Origin of the sequence: Mesorhizobium sp. WSM3862, assembly GCF_002294985.1 — a bacterium.
Lineage (GTDB): Bacteria > Pseudomonadota > Alphaproteobacteria > Rhizobiales > Rhizobiaceae > Mesorhizobium.
This window is the reverse complement of sequence record NZ_NSGE01000002.1, coordinates 77,000-92,182: the sequence shown is the minus strand read 5'-3', so window position 1 is coordinate 92,182 and position 15,183 is coordinate 77,000. Positions and strand designations below refer to the sequence as shown.

The following is a 15,183-nucleotide window of genomic DNA, read 5'->3' as shown; positions in this document are numbered from 1 at the left end:
GCCTCCACTGGCAGTCAGGGGCATCCATAGCTCTCCTTCTATTGGAATCTCTTGGCGCGCTCATCTAATGATCAAGGCAGTGGAATGATCGATCGGTGCCCGCCGGTACTTTGCTATGCAGCATCATGACGTATCGGTAAACTTGGTTGTTTGGATGGGATGCATCCATGGCACGGATAGGGAAGCCTTCTTGATCAGCGCAGTAGAACCCTGCGATTTTAGCTAATGGATTAAGGTCGGCTCGATGTGGAGCTTCAACAGGTTGTGACTTGAGGCTGCCATGCGGTCGATGAATTGTATCGGTGAGGCCAGGCTGGAAACTCGGCTGCGTGGAAAGCTGCGTTCAACAACGGCGCGGGCCATCTCCTCTCGACGCCGCGGCGTCACCCTCAAACCTGCCGAACAGCCGCTTGTTGCAGGCGCAATAGTTGCGCTCGCGGGGAGGCCGGCTTTCCGAAGGCGTCGCCAACCTGATCTGTGGCTGCAAACGCTATGCCGTCGGCCGCACGCTGATTAGCCGATCAACTTGATCCACAGTCGCTTGAACCATGCGAGGATGGCCCTGAGCCCCTTTGGCTGGGCGCCGCGTTTGAGAAGGCGGTCATAGGCGCGGCCGGCTTCGATCTGCTGGCGAGCCATCTTGCCGGCCCAATGGATTCGGCCACGTTTGATGATGTAGTGCGAGCCACAAGGGAAGTCGTGGTTGCCGATCGACGGCCAGATCGAGGCGCCCTCGTCCTCCATGACAAGGTCATATTCGGTTGGAACGAGCGGTGTCGAAACCTCCTCGCCACAGCCACAGGCGCAATTGTGGAGGGCAACGTGGCATTGGCGCGACACGTAAAGAACCCCGTCTTCCAGCTGTTCGGGAATATCTTCGACAAAGACCGTTGTAAGACAATCCACCCGAGCCATCATGCCTCCCGGTTCGTGATGTTGTTGCCCTCGATCATGTATGTCGCGTTCCTTTCTTTGCGCTCATCACGATAGAAGGTCAGCCAGCGCTTCCAGCGCATGATCGCCATGATCGCGTTCAACGAATTGAGCTCGGCGGTTTGGATCTCGGTTCCGTACACATTGGCCTCTTCATCGTCGTCACCGAACGACAGATGGGTCGCCACCGCCGCCCACGGCGTGCCGGGGGCAATGAAAGTCGCCCGTGCGCAACCGTCTAGCGTGTTGTCGTCGAGCCCAAGACCAATGCCAGTGTCGACGAATGGGATGCCCAGGCGAACCAGCCCTTCGGCAATCACGCGCCGCGACGATCCCTTGTCAACACAGACGAAGACGAAGTCATAACCTGCAAATTCGTCAATGTTGTCAGCCTTGACCCTGGTGGCGTGCGGCTTCACGCCCTTGTGCATGCGCGCGTAAAGCGTTGCGTAATAATCTACCTTGCGAGGAAAATTCTTCGCCAGCGCCAGTTCGGGAGCACCAGGCGAGCGGAAAAGATTGTGGTTGAGAAGTTGGTCGTCATCGTAGATGTGGATTTCGGCAACGCGGGTCTTGGCGGCGAGATCGAGCAGATAGGCACCTGTGCCGCCGAGGCCGATGATCGCGATGCGGCCTCTGAGCTTGCGATTGGCGACGACGATTCCGTAGCGGGCTGACGCAGAATCGGGGATTGCGAACGGGCTATCGTCCTCCGCACTGGCTAACGTGACGCCTGTGCGCGCGTTCGCGGTCTTGTCGTGCGACCGCGCAGCGGCGCCGAGGTGAGATTCGTAGGTGACAACCTTGTCGTAAATGCTGGCATACTGGCCAGTACCTTCTGGCTTCGATGAGAGATAGTGGTGGACCTTGATGTCGGATCCGACAGTCGCCTCGTTGCTGTTGTGGATGATATTGGTCATCGGCGTGCCATCGCGATGGCAGGGCGTCTCTCCGGTGAACCACATGGTGTGGTCTGTCTGTGGAGTCGAGGTCAGGCCTTGGGTATCCAGCGAGAGCGTGCAGACAAGCGTGCCGCGGCCAAGCGACATGTCGCGCTTCACGTAGGGGACGCTGTGAACGAGAAGGACGAGCTCGCGCATCTCGAGCTCAAACCCCTCGTCCCGCAGCCGCTTCAGATGCGGATCACGACTTATCAGATCGGCGGACATTGAAGACCATCCCGTTCTTGACTTCGATTTTCTCGCCCTCCACCAGATCACCTTCCGCGCCATGGACACCTTTGAGGTACGTGATCGTGTACTTGAACTTCTCAAAGTTGGCGTCGGGGTAGGCCAGCAGTGCAATCTCGCGATAGCTGTGCTTTCTCCTTGGTACCGTGCGCGATCGACCGTTGACCTTGATAACCACCGTTTTCGCCTCGTGGCTGCGGATGCGCTCGACGCCCTGTCCGCCAAGAGTCACCGCGCCGTCAGCGGGAATGACCGTATCGCCGGCGCTGTCCAGAATCAGCTCGAGATCCTCATCGATGCTGGCGTAGCGGTAGATGTCAGCCGCGGAGATTGTCGCCGATCCCCACTCCCAGCCACGCTCGTTGACGGTGAAAGAAAAGGTCCTGTCGCCTTCGAATGAAAGGAACTCAGAGTGGGGCATCTCCCGCAGGTCGATCGCTTCCTCAAGGCCGATCGAACGCGATGTCCTGTCCGCTATCTGGATGAGAATATAGTCGCTGGCCGGGTCAAGCCCACCGAGGGCGCGGACCTCGCGACCAGAAATAATGGCGTCATTGGTAGCCACCACACGACCGTCCAGCTTGTATGTAAAGTTCGTCACGTCAGGCATCGAAGCCTCCTTGTCTCTCATTCTGCACAAAACATATATGCAATTTTTAGCCAATGTCTAGCTATCGAGTAGCTATTTTATCATCATTTTTTGGTTGACAATTATGGACTTTATAGCTACATAAACAATGCCGGTTAGGGAGGCGCCTATGAAGCGCACGATGACGCTCAACTTGTCGGACGCGGAAATGAGCGTCCTTGAAACCATGTGTGAAGAAAAAGGGCTGTCCAAAACCGCGCTCGTTCGCCAGGCGCTGCGGCTCTACAAATCAGTTGACGATCGACTGGCGCGTGGCGAAAAGGTATTTGTCGAAAGCGCGGATAAGTCAGAAAAAGTAGAGCTGATGGTTCTATGAAAGAGCTGATCGATCGCGTCTTTCTCTTAAATCGCGCAACAGGCCGGTTCGAAGATGCAGATCTGTATCATGGCCTGGACAGCACGAATCTCGCGCATATCGAGGGACGCTGGCGGCCGCTTTTTGAGTTGCGTCGCAGGGAAGCCAAGGCCTCTCTTCAGACTTTAGCGGAGGTCAATGCCGAAGATGCCCATTGGGAATGGGGCAAGAAGGCGCTGGTTGCGCTGGACGATCCATTCCTGTTCGATTTCTTCGTGCTCGAATGTGGTGGCAGCACACAAGCCATCATGATGACGCGCAAAGGGGGCCAAGACTGCTTCAGTCGCCACCCCGAGCATCAGCGAGTGCCGCTGATCTACGTGGAGTTTCTGGCGACGGCTCCATGGAATCGACCAAAGCTGGTTGCTGAGCCGATTTACAAGGGTGCGGGGCGTGTGCTCGTTGGCACGGCCGTCAGCTTGAGCCTGGAAGAAGAGTTTGGTGGCCGTATCGGTCTGCATTCACTTCCTGGCGCAGAAGTTTTCTACCGAGATGCGATCGGAATGACGGATCTTGGAGCGGATAGCGAAGGAGTGCATAAAGGTCTGAGATACTTCGAGCTTTCCAGCAGGGATGCTGCGACTTTCCTATCCGTGCAACACTAGCAAGAGGAGTCGACCATGAAATTACATTTCACTGCCGATTGGCTGCGCAGCCATATCGAACATGATCCAGATGTCGATTGCGACGCGGGACTCCCGCTGCGCGATGCAGCTCCGCTTGGACGTCTTATGCAGGAGAAGTCTCGTCATCAAGCAACTGCGGGGCAGCCTTCGGCTGCCTCCGAACAGAAATCTGTTGTGCTTTTTAAGTTGGTGCATCAGCTTCGACGCAAGCACGGATTGAGCATTGCGCAGTTGGCTGCCAAAATTCGTGTTGATGCGGCGGAATTGGAGAAGGTGGAGAAGGATCCCTGCTATGTTCCAGGCCCGCGTACCGTTCATCAGCTAGCCGAGTTCATTGGGGTTTCAGCACGTGCTGTAGAACAGCTGACCGCGGCATCGTCTGCGCAGAACGACAATCTCACCGAAGCGGCGCATCGTTTTGCCGCGAGTTCGGACGACCTATCGAAGCTAAGCCAGGCTGAAAGGCGCGACCTCAACGATTTCGTCAAGGTACTGGCGTCAATCGATAAGAAGAATGGATGACCATGTCCGCGATTGAGCCGATAATCGGGGACTTTGAGCGCCGAGATATCCATGAGCACATATCACGTCTGCTCCGTGATCTCGGCAATCCAGAGCCCCCATTACGGCTCGAGCAGGTGCGCGCGCTGCAAAAGCTTGACCTTACCTATTATAGCAAAGCGAACCTGAGCTTACTGGATGAGATCGCCCACCGGGCGCGACTCGCTGGCAACGAGATCACCAGCACGGCCAAGCGCATGGTCGATGTGGTCCAGCAGTATGGCCTTCGTGGTATCCTGATGCTGAAGGAAGGCGACAAGCGAATCTTCATCGATGATGACGTAGCCGAGCTGAAGCGACGCTTCCTCATCGCACATGAGATTACACATGACCTTCTTCCTTGGCATCGCTCCCTGCTTCTGGGCGACAATGAGTCCACGCTGAACCCGACATTCCATCAGGCAATGGAGGCGGAAGCCAATTACGGGGGGCGCCATCTCTTGTTCCTCGGAGGAAGATTTCGTCCCGAAGCGCTGGACTGCTCGTTTGAATGGAAGAGCATCGAGCAGCTTCGCAAGCGCTACGGGAACACCCTTACGACAACGCTTTGGCAAATGGTTTGCGAACGCAATCCGGAATTTCCTGCCTTCGGCGTTGTCAGCCGGCATCCCTATCACAGAGATATCTGCGAGAAGGCGGGGAACGACAATGTGGCCTATTTCCCGAGATCGAAAGCGCTAGCTGAGCACTTTCCGGGTATCACGACCGAAGTCGCCTATTCCGCGATCTGCGATCACGCAACGAACCGCAAGCGGGGTCCGGTAGGCGAAGGCGAAAGCATCTTTTATGATGCGAACGGCGAACCTCACATATTCTGGTTGCACAGCTTCTCAAATACTTATGATTTGCTCACTTACTGCATCTACAAGAAGAAGCACCAACGCATTTCCCCCGTCGGCTACAGGGTAGCCTGATTACAGGTTACCAACAGACGGTTATTTCAAGTGCCCGATGACAGCACAAAGGCGGCCGCTTGCGGCCCGCGGCTGCCGGACAGCAATGCCCCGCATTCCAGCCGCTCAGTCGATCGTCGCGCTCTTTTGAAGCGGACGAACTGTCGAGAGGTATTCTCCGTCTCGGCGAGGCGGTTCTGCGACGTTCCGCCAGTCCGCCAGCTTCTCCTCGGATGGGTGACTTCGCGCGTGGCAATGGGCTGCTTCGGAAAATTGCGCCGATGCAGCTGCAGCGCACGAGCCTGGTTTCACGATGCACAGACCTCCACAAGACGCAGCGAAGGTCTTGGCGCAAAGTCTACGCTCTCGCCGGCGATGGATGCCGCCGGCTGAAGAACATAGGCGTTCAAATCCCGCCTTCCGTTGGCTCGGTGATCGCCTTTGGCTTCTTGCTCGCCCCGCTCGGCTGGCGCGCCCTGTGGGACTGAGGTGCTTCAAAGCTCTGACAGGCCGGTGGCGATGTCGGTAGCAGATATTTTGCTTGTCGGAAGGCCTGAACGCGCTGCAGCTAGCGGCCCATCAGCGGCCACACGGTCGAGTCGATCAGGACAAACCGCGAGGACCTACCCTGCCGTGCCTTTGAAAACGGCGGATCCTGGCAAATGTCCGTAAAACATCGCTGCCTTCGATGCAAAGCGGGTTTTCCTCGCTTGGGGAGAAGCGCCTCGCCGCCGGAGCAGACCAGCTGCGCGATGCGGTCCGACGGATTAAAACGCTGTCAGGCGACCAGACGAAACCCTGGCAGATCGGCTTAAAAAAACGAGCGGCCGATGCGAAATATCTGGGTCTGTCCGTCCCACCGATGCGTCTCTCGACTCCGGACATGGGTGCCGCCAGCTCTTGTCCGCGATCGCTTCTTCTGTGCCACGGCGGTCTCGTCAGCGACGCTGCAATCGAAACAGCGCATCTTCACCAAGGTGGGACAGGTTCTCCGCCCGAAGTGCAGAGCCGTCATGCGGCGAATTGCCAGTCAGGGTAGGTACGCGGGCAAGCCACTCCCCGTTGTGTCCACGGTCCCGGTCTGCGACGGCATCGTGAACATAGGCTGACGCCGTGCGAAATCTCCGAGGGTTTGAAACGTACAGCCCGTTCCCGTCCCAGAACCGGGGCGACTCGGGATTGCATTTGCCAACCCGACGGTGGCTGCGTCTGCACTCGTTGTCGGATCTTCGACGAAGTCGGACATGAGACACAGCGCTTTCAGAGCGATCGCATTGTTTCGCAATGATTTTCTCATTTGGCACGACATATGCGAAGGCTATCCCGCATGAGCGCTCCGTCAATCTCGATTGATGCGAGCAGGATTCAATCAAGGCGCAGTGCGTCGCTTCTGAAGATCAAGGAGAGAAGAGTATGGCGAGAGCGCGAATTGGCGTGGCGCGGGCAGTAACAGCGGCTGTCGTCCTCATCGTTGCGGGACCGGCCGGCGCGGCAGATATTCATCAAGCCGCGAGCGTTCCGAAGGTAGGAGCCCCGGTCGCGGAAGCGCCAAGCCCCTGGCAGATCCGCATGCGCGCGTTGGGGGTGATCACCGAGGATTCGGGCTACGTCAACGCAGTGCCCGGCTCCGGTCTTTCCTATTCGAACAGCGTGACGCCGGAACTCGATATATCGTATTTCTTCACCGACAACATCGCCGCCGAACTCATACTCGGCACCACCTATGCCAACATCGATGGCCAAGGTTCGATCGGCGGGCTGGGCAAGATCGGCAAGGTTTGGCTGCTGCCGCCAACGCTCACATTGCAGTATCATTTTACCGATTTCGGCGCCTTCAAGCCCTATGTCGGCGCCGGTGTGAACTTCACGATCTTCTATCATCAGCAAGCCGGCAGCGCCGATGATCTCAAGGTCAAGAACACATTCGGCGCCGCGCTGCAGGTCGGATTCGACTACATGGTGGACCAGCACTGGGGCGTCAACTTCGACGTGAAGAAGCTTTTCCTTAAGCCCGACTTCGACGTCACTGTCGCCGGCGCTAAGCTCACAGGCAAGGCTAGGCTCGATCCCTGGCTGGTAGGTGCAGGTCTCACCTACCGCTTCTAAGGGCGAAGCACCCTGAAGAGGCATTTTCCAAGTCCGCGGCCGGATCATCCGTGCCGAGAAGTGGGACCGCGATGGGTCTTAAGGGAGTTGTTGGCATGCGCGTAGAAAACGATCATTGCGACGTGATCGGTGTGCCGGCCGCTCCCACGCAACTTGATGATCTGTCTTCTGCGATTCTGCAGCAGAGGGGGGTGGCGCGGGTGTCGCTGCCTGGCGGTGTGGTGACCTGGGCGGCAGGCCGTCACCAGACGCTCAGGCGGATGCTTTCCGACCAGCGTTTCAACAAGGACTGGCGACAGTGGCGGGCGCTGCAGGACGGCGAGATTCCCGAGGATCATCCGCTGATCGGGATGTGCAAAGTGGACAACATGGCCACGGCGCACGGCGCCGATCACCGGCGCTTGCGCGGCCTGCTGTCCAGCAGCTTCGCGCCCAGTCGTATCGCCTTGCTGGCGCCACGGATCGAACAACGCGTCGATCACCTCCTGGCCGAGATGGCGCAGCGCGGCGGCAGTGCCGATCTGATGTGGGAGTTCGCCGTTCCGCTGCCCACCAACGTGATCGCCGAACTGTTCGGTTTGCCGGACGAACAGCGTGAAGAGATCGTCGCGCTCACCTACAGCCTGGCCAACACCTCCGCCACAGCCGAAGAGGTGCGACAGACGCGGCAGCGCATCCCGGAGTTCTTTCGTCGTCTGATCGCGCTCAAGCGGCGCCAGCTCGGCGACGATCTGGCTTCGGCGCTGATCGTCGCTCGCGACAATGGTGAGCTCGTTTCCGACACCGAGCTCATCGACATGCTGTTCATGGTGCTCTCTGCAGGCTTCGTGACTGTCACCGGCGTCATCGGCAATGGCATGCTGGCATTGCTGACGCATCCGCAGCAACTGCACCTGGTGCGCAGCGGCCAAGTTCCGTGGTCACAGGCGATCGAGGAGATTCTGCGCTGGGGCAGCTCAGCGGCCAATCTGCCGTTCCGCTATGCCACCCAGGACGTGGAGATCGACGGATGCATGGTGCGCCGCGGCGACGCCGTGCTGATGGCGTTACATGCGGCGAACCGGGACGAAAAGGCCTTCGGTCCCGGCGCCGACAGGTTCGATGTCACCCGGCGGCACAACCCGCACCTGTCGTTCGGCGAGGGGCCGCATTCGTGCCTGGGCGCTGCGCTGGCGCGCCTGGAATTGGGCTGCGCCTTCCCCGCGCTGTTTGGGCGGCTGGAGGATCTGGCGCTGACAATCGCCGCGGAGGACGTTGTGTACATGCCGTCTTACGTCATTCGCTGCCCGCAGAGCCTGCCGGTCACCTTCCGCCCTTCCATGCCCTAGAGAGTGCTGCATTCACCCCGGATTGACTGATTCTGAGTGGAAGGCTCGACCAGTTGTTCCGCGACTTGCCTGAGAAGCAGGCGCTCGGCGCGGCACCTGATGTCATCCCGAAACTCGGGTGGTAAACGTTGTCGCACACGCCCTGCCCCAAACTTCGCTCCAGCTGGCTTTTCCCGGTATCGGACGCAGCGACCCGAATTCTCTACCAGCCGTATGGTCGAGGCCCTATAAGGAACCCGCAGGTGCGGAGTACAAACCGGGGCCTGCCGACCTACAACTCCGCTGCTTTTGAGAGGAATCCGGTATTGCCCCTGTGCCTGCCGATGATCCGTCACTTGAAATCCCCTGACCTGTTTGAGGCCATAGATCGCCTGCCAGCGCTCGGCACGCCGGTTAGCGATCAGGTATTCGAGGTCCGCAACCCATCGAGCGGCGAAGTGCTGGCAGAACTACCCAATATGGGCGTGGAGGAGGCACGCGCTGCGATCGACAAGGCCTACACGGCGCAGCCTAGATGGGCTGCGCTGACCGCCCGAGAACGCAGCGACGTTTTGTGGCGATGGCATGAACTGATCATTGACCAGGCCGATGATCTTGCCGCGATACTCACTGCAGAGATGGGCAAGCCGTTTGCCGAAGCCAAGTCGGAGGTTTCGCATGCGGCCGCGTATCTGCAATGGTACGCCGAAGAAGCCAATCGCATCTATGGCGAGACGATCCCCGCACCATCGATTGACCGTCGCATGATGGTGATCAAGCAGCCGATCGGTGTCGTCGGCACGATTACGCCGTGGAATTTCCCGGCGTCGATGGTGGCGCGCAAGATCTCGCCGGCCTTGGCGGCGGGCTGCGCGATCGTGCTGAAACCCGCTGAACAGACGCCGCTCGTGGCAGGTGCAATGTTTGCCCTTGCGCATCAAGCCGGCTTTCCCGAGGGCGTCATCAACCTGGTCTATGCGTCCGAAGGTGACGCCGTAGGACGCGAACTCTGCTCCAATCCCAAGGTGCGAAAGATCAGCTTTACGGGCTCGACCGAGGTTGGCCGGCTGCTCATGCGCCAGTGCTCCGACCAGATCAAGAAGGTCAGCCTCGAGCTCGGCGGCAATGCCCCTTTCATTGTGTTCGACGACGCTGACATTGACGCTGCGGTTGACGGCGCAATCCAGGCGAAGTTCCGCAACGCCGGCCATACTTGCGTTTCAGCGAACCGTCTTTACGTCCAATCGACAGTTCACGACGAGTTCGTCGAGAAGTTCGTGGAGAAAGTCCGGCACTTGTCGGTTGGCGACGGCTTCGCTGCCGGAGTGGATATCGGACCTCTCATCGACAGGCATGCTTTGGCCAAGATCGAGTCGCACATCGCAGATGCCGTTGCCAAGGGTGGGATTATTCGATGCGGGGCCGAACGTATCGGCAGGGTTGGCACCTTCTTCAGACCCACAGTCCTCACCGAAATTTCCAGCATCATGGCTGTTGCGCAAGAGGAGACTTTCGGGCCGCTGGCGCCGATCATTCGCTTCGAAGGTGCGGATCAGGTTGTGCGTGAGGCCAACGACACGATCTACGGCCTCGCCGCCTATTTCTATGCCTCGAACCTCAAGCGTGTCTGGCGCGTTGCCGAGGCATTGGAATACGGCATGGTTGGCATCAACACGGGGCGTATGTCTTCGGAAGCGGCGCCCTTTGGCGGCATCAAGCAGTCGGGCATCGGGCGGGAGGGTTCCCGCCACGGGCTCGAAGACTACCTCGAAATGAAATACCTCTGCATGGGCGGCATCTGATCTCTATCTGGATGGACACCTCGGGCGGCGCAGACTCAACCCAAGGGATGATTCGGGCGCTTGGCAACCCTGTTGCGGATGGTCGGGCCGTTTCCGTACCCCCCCGGCGCGCGCGCCTTAAGTATGCATCTAGACGCCCAGCTACGTTGAACCCCCTCTAAAGCGACGAGGCAAGGTGCCACCAGCGGACGGTAGGTTGCTCACCTATCCAAGCGCGGCACGTGTCGCCAGGCCAGTGTCTGCTGGAACTAAGAACGCGATTGTCCATCAGGTGCGCTGAGACAGCGAATATAGTCAACCCGACGGTGCAGGGCGTCCGCACGGCGAATTGGCGCCACCGAAACGTTTACGCCGCAACCTCCTTATTGCCGCACGGCCAACTGAGCGCCCTTCGCGCATCGCTCTGAATCGGTACATTCGCCGGCATTCTCGCCTGGAGAAGATTCAGTGACACAAGACGTGCCCAGGCCGTGCATCCACGAAAGACATTGAGGGTTGATCCAATGATTACAGCGCATCTGCTCGACATGGACGGGGTCCTGGTCCGGGGCGGCCAGCCGATTTCTGGCTCGGTCGGCTATGTCGCCGGGCTAGTCGCCAGAGGTGAGCCGTTTCAGATCTTCACCAATAACTCGCGGTTCACGCCCGAAGATCATGCCGAGCGTCTAAGAGCGGTTGGCTTCGCCGTGCAGCCAGAGCACATCTACACATCAGCGCTCGCCACCGCGCGGTTCATGGCACTGCAAAAGCACGGATCAACTGCCTATGTCATCGGCGACCACGGTCTGGTCGAGGCCCTGCGGCAGGCAGGCTGCCGAATAACGGAGTTTGCCCCCGAATTCGTGGTCCTGGGAGATACCATTTCGTACCATTACGAGCAGATCGCAACTGGCGCCGAGCTTGTGGCGAAGGGCGCGCGTTTTCTCGCCACCAATCCGGATGCGACTGGCCCGACCGAGCGGGGCTCCCATCCGGCGTGCGGGGCTGTCGCAGCACTAATCGAGAAGGCCACCGGCCGTCAGCCTTATTTCGTCGGGAAGCCGAACCCGTTCATGATGCGCGGCGCGCTCGACCGGCTGGGAGTACGAGCTGTCGATACCATCATGGTCGGGGACCGCATGGATACCGACGTGCTCGCAGGGCTGGAATCGGGCCTGAGAACTGCCCTTGTGCTTACTGGGGTGACCAAACTGGCTGACATAGAGCGGTATCCATTCAGACCGGACTACGTGGTCGAGTGCCTTGCCGATCTGGGCCAGATCATAGTGAACCAATAGGCGATGTCGGCAAGGGTGCGGCCTTCCCGGCCCGAACGCACCCGTACACGAAGACCGAACGCTCCTCTACGTTCCGCATGCCGCCGTCAACCTGGGCAATGATCGGGAGGAACAGCCGGCCCGCATCCAGAAAAGAAGTGATAAGCGTGACAACTTAGTCGAAGTACACCCATGTGGGGCAAGAGCAAGTTCATTCGTGAGCTTCACTGCTTTAGTTCTGCGCGTTCCAGCGATCGCACCGGAGTTGATCCGGTGATTACCGTGTGCGCCCGTTGTCGGATCCTCGACGATGTCCGCGATGTAACACAACGCTTCCAGAGCGATTGCATTGTTCCGAAACGATTTTCCCAGTTGGCACGACAGATACAGTCCTGTGCGCAAGAGCACTGCGACGCCGCCGACCCGAGAAGACCCCACCTGATGATCACGCTGTTCCAACATGCGGGCACCGCCTCCAATACTGAGCGCCGATCAGACGGAAGCCATCGCGCTTTCATTTCTCTGGTGGTCCGGACATGACCGAATTCGATTTCGGGCCAACTGTGAATGCACCCGACGATGACCCCCATCTTTGGCAGGCGAATGGGCACTTGCGTTGACGGCCGGCCAGTCGGAAAACACCCTGAAGCACTTCGGTGGACGCAGTTCGAGCGCGACGGGGCCCGCTGACAGCGATTTTCGACCGACCCGACCGTCGTATGCGGCTTTGGACGAAAGAGACCGATCAAAGCAACGCGTATTCGCATAATCACATAAACATCTCGTTATATGGTATTGACAAGGAGCGAGGCGGCTGTGATTGTGCGCATGTCATGGTTCTCCGCGCGGCACTGCCGTAGCGGAGCTAAGAGGGAAGCCGGTGCGATGCCGGCGCTGCCCCCGCAACTGTTAGCGGCGAGCCAAGCCCATTGATGTCACTGAGGCGAACGGCCTCGGGAAGACGGGCAGAGGCTTTGACCCGCGAGCCAGGAGACCTGCCACGACGAACAACGTCCACGGGCGGGGTGTCTGGTGGTCGCGGTAGCTCGGCTTCGTGCCGCCTACTCGCGCGTTCCTTGTTCCCCGCCCCAACCATCGGGGTATGGCATGACTGTCTCTCAACGAATTCCTGTAGCAACGCTCGGCGTGCCGCGTATCGGTCGACGGCGGGAACTGAAATTCGCGCTTGAAAACTACTGGTCCGGAAAATCTCCCGCTGCCGACTTGCTCGCGACGGCGAAGACGCTGCGTGCCGCTAGCTGGAGGGAGCAGCACGATCGCGGCGTGTCGAAAATCCCGTCCAACGATTTCTCACTTTATGACCATGTGCTCGACACCGTCGCCATGGTCGGCGCCGTGCCGCCACGATACGCCTGGACTGGCGGCGAGGTCCCACTCGATATCTATTTCGCTATGGCGCGCGGCAACCAAGGTCAGGCCGCGGATTGTGGACATGCCGGTGACGAGCATGCGGCCAATGGGCATGGCCTTGCCGCGATGGAAATGACCAAATGGTTCGACACCAACTACCACTACATTGTGCCGGAACTCACGGACGATCAGAGCTTTGCCCTCTCGTCGGCGAAACCGGTCGATCATTTCCTCGAGGCCAAGGCGCTCGGCATCCACACTCGCCCGGTCCTGCTTGGACCGGTTACCTTTCTCAAGTTGGCGAAGTCACCTGAGGAAGGTTTCAACCCTATCGCGCTCCTGCCACGGCTGCTGCCCGTCTACGAGGAGCTCCTGCAGAGGCTAAAGCTCGCGGGAGCCGATTGGGTGCAGATCGATGAGCCGGCGCTCGTGCTCGATCTGATTCCCAACGAACGGGATGCGCTCCAATTCGCCTACTCCCGGCTGTCGAAAGCAGCACCCGAGTTGAAGATCATGGTCGCTACCTATTTCGGATCGCTGGGAGACAATCCAGAGACCGCAATTTCTCTGCCCGTGGCGGGACTGCACGTGGATCTCGTGCGCGCTCCAGAGCAGTTGGAGGCCGTCGGCCGGCTCGCGCAGAAGGAGCTTGTGCTCTCGCTCGGGCTGATCGACGGCCGCAACGTCTGGCGCGCGAACCTGCCTGCCATATTTGACGGTATCAAGCCGATTGTCGCCGGTTGGCCGCTGCAGCGGGTGGAGATTGCCCCGTCCTGCTCGATGCTGCATGTGCCGATCGACCTCGACATGGAGACGGCACTCGATGCGGATGTGAGGTCGTGGCTCGCCTTCGCAGCGCAAAAGACCGACGAGCTGGTCGTGCTCGCCCGTGCCCTGACCGAAGGCCGGGACGCAGTCGCCGCCGAACTGGAGGCGTCGGCTGAGGCTGCCGCCGTTCGCGCGACATCCGCGAAGGTGCATGATCCGCTCGTCGAAGGCAGGCTCGCCAGCATCAAGGTCGGCATGACGCGCCGGAAGAGCGCATTTGCCGTCCGCTCCAAGCTTCAGGCCGACGCGTTTGGCTTGCCCTCCTTCCCCACCACGACGATCGGCTCCTTCCCGCAAACAGCCGAGATTCGCAAGGCGCGGGCAGCTCATGCCAAAGGCCAGCTGAGTTACATCGACTATGAAGCGTTCCTGAAGAAAGAGATAAAAGCCGCCGTTCGCTGGCAAGAAGAGATCGGACTCGACGTGCTGGTCCACGGCGAATTCGAGCGCAACGATATGGTGCAGTATTTCGCCGAGCAGCTCTGCGGCTTCGCCTTCACGCAACACGGGTGGGTGCAGAGCTATGGCTCGCGCTTTGTGCGACCCCCGATCATAATTGGAGATGTGTCGCGACAAAATCCGATGACACTACATTGGTGGCGATACGCCCAGTCGCTAACGCTGAAGTCGGTGAAGGGCATGCTTACCGGCCCGGTGACGATCCTCAACTGGTCCTTCGTCCGAGACGACCTTCCGCGCTCAGCCGTCTGCCGCCAGGTCGCGCTCGCCATTCGCGATGAAGTGAGCGACCTTGAAAAGGCCGGCGCCAAGATGATCCAGATCGACGAAGCCGCACTGCGCGAGGGCTTGCCGCTGCGCCAGGCCGACTGGGAGGCCTATCTCGACTGGGCCGTCGAATGCTTCCGGCTGGCTTCAACGGCCGTCGAGGATGCGACCCAGATCCACACCCATATGTGCTACTCTGAGTTCGGCGACATCGTGGACGCGATTGCCGCAATGGATGCCGATGTGATCTCCATTGAAACGTCTCGCTCGCAGATGGAACTGCTCGATACGCTTCGAACCTTCAAGTATCCGAACGATATCGGTCCTGGCGTCTATGACATTCACTCGCCGCGGGTCCCGGAAGTGGGCGAAATTTCCAACCTCATTATGCTTGCGCGCGATCGATTGTTGGACCGCCAACTGTGGGTGAATCCCGACTGCGGCCTCAAAACGCGCAGATGGGAGGAGGTCCGCCCTGCCCTGGTGAACATGGTGGCTGCGGCACGCGCAATTCGGGAAAAAGCGCAGACGGCGTAGGGCTCGGTGACACTCGCCGGGGATGAGCGGCGACGCTGCACCC

Annotated in this window: 12 protein-coding genes and 1 riboswitch; of the genes, 9 read left to right on the top strand and 3 right to left on the bottom strand. The window is 59.4% G+C overall.

The annotated features are described in order from the left end of the window. Positions 1-513: 513 nt before the first annotated feature. From CK224_RS04850 to CK224_RS04840, 3 genes are read right to left on the bottom strand one after another with little or no spacing between them, the layout of a single operon-like run. Positions 514-915 carry a DUF6527 family protein gene (locus CK224_RS04850; RefSeq protein WP_245425734.1) on the bottom strand — a complete coding sequence of 134 codons (402 nt, stop codon included), beginning with the start codon at positions 913-915 and terminating at the stop codon, positions 514-516. Beyond that, positions 915-2,102 (bottom strand): ThiF family adenylyltransferase, encoded by a 1,188-nt coding sequence (locus CK224_RS04845; protein WP_095780975.1) that lies wholly within the window; start codon positions 2,100-2,102, stop codon positions 915-917. The genes CK224_RS04850 and CK224_RS04845 overlap by 1 nt, the downstream gene beginning before the upstream one ends. Beyond that, complete coding sequence (locus tag CK224_RS04840; protein WP_245425732.1) at positions 2,077-2,733, bottom strand: multiubiquitin domain-containing protein; 657 nt, start codon at positions 2,731-2,733, stop codon at positions 2,077-2,079. The genes CK224_RS04845 and CK224_RS04840 overlap by 26 nt, the downstream gene beginning before the upstream one ends. 148 nt (positions 2,734-2,881) lie before the next feature. Between CK224_RS04840 and CK224_RS04835 the strand changes: the two genes are divergently transcribed. The 9 genes from CK224_RS04835 to metE all read left to right on the top strand — a co-directional run bounded on the left by CK224_RS04835 (position 2,882) and on the right by metE (position 15,140). Next, positions 2,882-3,088 carry a ribbon-helix-helix protein, CopG family gene (locus CK224_RS04835; RefSeq protein WP_010913797.1) on the top strand — a complete coding sequence of 69 codons (207 nt, stop codon included), beginning with the start codon at positions 2,882-2,884 and terminating at the stop codon, positions 3,086-3,088. After that, positions 3,085-3,732: a hypothetical protein gene (locus CK224_RS04830; protein ID WP_095776616.1), complete on the top strand. Its 648-nt coding sequence runs from the start codon at positions 3,085-3,087 to the stop codon at positions 3,730-3,732. The genes CK224_RS04835 and CK224_RS04830 overlap by 4 nt, the downstream gene beginning before the upstream one ends. 15 nt (positions 3,733-3,747) lie before the next feature. After that, positions 3,748-4,275, top strand: coding sequence for a helix-turn-helix transcriptional regulator (locus CK224_RS04825; RefSeq protein WP_095780973.1), 528 nt, complete (start codon positions 3,748-3,750; stop codon positions 4,273-4,275). After that, the gene (locus CK224_RS04820; RefSeq protein WP_095780972.1) at positions 4,272-5,228 is read left to right on the top strand and encodes an ImmA/IrrE family metallo-endopeptidase; all 957 of its coding nucleotides are present in this window, start codon (positions 4,272-4,274) and stop codon (positions 5,226-5,228) included. Before CK224_RS04825 ends, CK224_RS04820 begins: the two co-directional genes overlap by 4 nt. A gap of 1,392 nt (positions 5,229-6,620) precedes the next feature. Continuing rightward, positions 6,621-7,313, top strand: a complete 693-nt coding sequence (locus CK224_RS04810; protein WP_095780970.1) for an OmpW family protein — start codon at positions 6,621-6,623, stop codon at positions 7,311-7,313. 95 nt (positions 7,314-7,408) lie between these two features. Then, on the top strand, positions 7,409-8,641 hold the full coding sequence (locus CK224_RS04805) for a cytochrome P450 (protein ID WP_095780969.1): 1,233 nt from the start codon (positions 7,409-7,411) through the stop codon (positions 8,639-8,641). A 323-nt stretch (positions 8,642-8,964) separates the two neighbouring features. Then, positions 8,965-10,422 (top strand): NAD-dependent succinate-semialdehyde dehydrogenase, encoded by a 1,458-nt coding sequence (locus CK224_RS04800; RefSeq protein WP_245425793.1) that lies wholly within the window; start codon positions 8,965-8,967, stop codon positions 10,420-10,422. A gap of 503 nt (positions 10,423-10,925) precedes the next feature. Continuing rightward, complete coding sequence (locus tag CK224_RS04795) at positions 10,926-11,699, top strand: HAD-IIA family hydrolase (protein ID WP_095780967.1); 774 nt, start codon at positions 10,926-10,928, stop codon at positions 11,697-11,699. A gap of 796 nt (positions 11,700-12,495) precedes the next feature. Then, positions 12,496-12,696: riboswitch (cobalamin riboswitch) on the top strand. An 89-nt stretch (positions 12,697-12,785) separates the two neighbouring features. Beyond that, entirely contained in the window at positions 12,786-15,140 is a 2,355-nt protein-coding gene (gene metE, locus CK224_RS04790) for a 5-methyltetrahydropteroyltriglutamate--homocysteine S-methyltransferase (RefSeq protein ID WP_095780966.1), read from the top strand. Positions 15,141-15,183: the final 43 nt, after the last annotated feature.

What these genes read in the sequence shown, in the direction of transcription:
- CK224_RS04795 (WP_095780967.1), top strand. Translation starts at nt 10,926, where the DNA reads ATGATTACAGCGCATCTGCTCGACATGGACGGGGTCCTGGTCCGGGGC.
- CK224_RS04820 (WP_095780972.1), top strand. Translation starts at nt 4,272, where the DNA reads ATGACCATGTCCGCGATTGAGCCGATAATCGGGGACTTTGAGCGCCGA.
- CK224_RS04850 (WP_245425734.1), bottom strand. Translation starts at nt 915, where the DNA reads ATGGCTCGGGTGGATTGTCTTACAACGGTCTTTGTCGAAGATATTCCC.
- CK224_RS04830 (WP_095776616.1), top strand. Translation starts at nt 3,085, where the DNA reads ATGAAAGAGCTGATCGATCGCGTCTTTCTCTTAAATCGCGCAACAGGC.
- CK224_RS04805 (WP_095780969.1), top strand. Translation starts at nt 7,409, where the DNA reads ATGCGCGTAGAAAACGATCATTGCGACGTGATCGGTGTGCCGGCCGCT.
- CK224_RS04845 (WP_095780975.1), bottom strand. Translation starts at nt 2,102, where the DNA reads ATGTCCGCCGATCTGATAAGTCGTGATCCGCATCTGAAGCGGCTGCGG.
- metE (WP_095780966.1), top strand. Translation starts at nt 12,786, where the DNA reads ATGACTGTCTCTCAACGAATTCCTGTAGCAACGCTCGGCGTGCCGCGT.
- CK224_RS04810 (WP_095780970.1), top strand. Translation starts at nt 6,621, where the DNA reads ATGGCGAGAGCGCGAATTGGCGTGGCGCGGGCAGTAACAGCGGCTGTC.
- CK224_RS04835 (WP_010913797.1), top strand. Translation starts at nt 2,882, where the DNA reads ATGAAGCGCACGATGACGCTCAACTTGTCGGACGCGGAAATGAGCGTC.
- CK224_RS04825 (WP_095780973.1), top strand. Translation starts at nt 3,748, where the DNA reads ATGAAATTACATTTCACTGCCGATTGGCTGCGCAGCCATATCGAACAT.
- CK224_RS04840 (WP_245425732.1), bottom strand. Translation starts at nt 2,733, where the DNA reads ATGCCTGACGTGACGAACTTTACATACAAGCTGGACGGTCGTGTGGTG.
- CK224_RS04800 (WP_245425793.1), top strand. Translation starts at nt 8,965, where the DNA reads ATGATCCGTCACTTGAAATCCCCTGACCTGTTTGAGGCCATAGATCGC.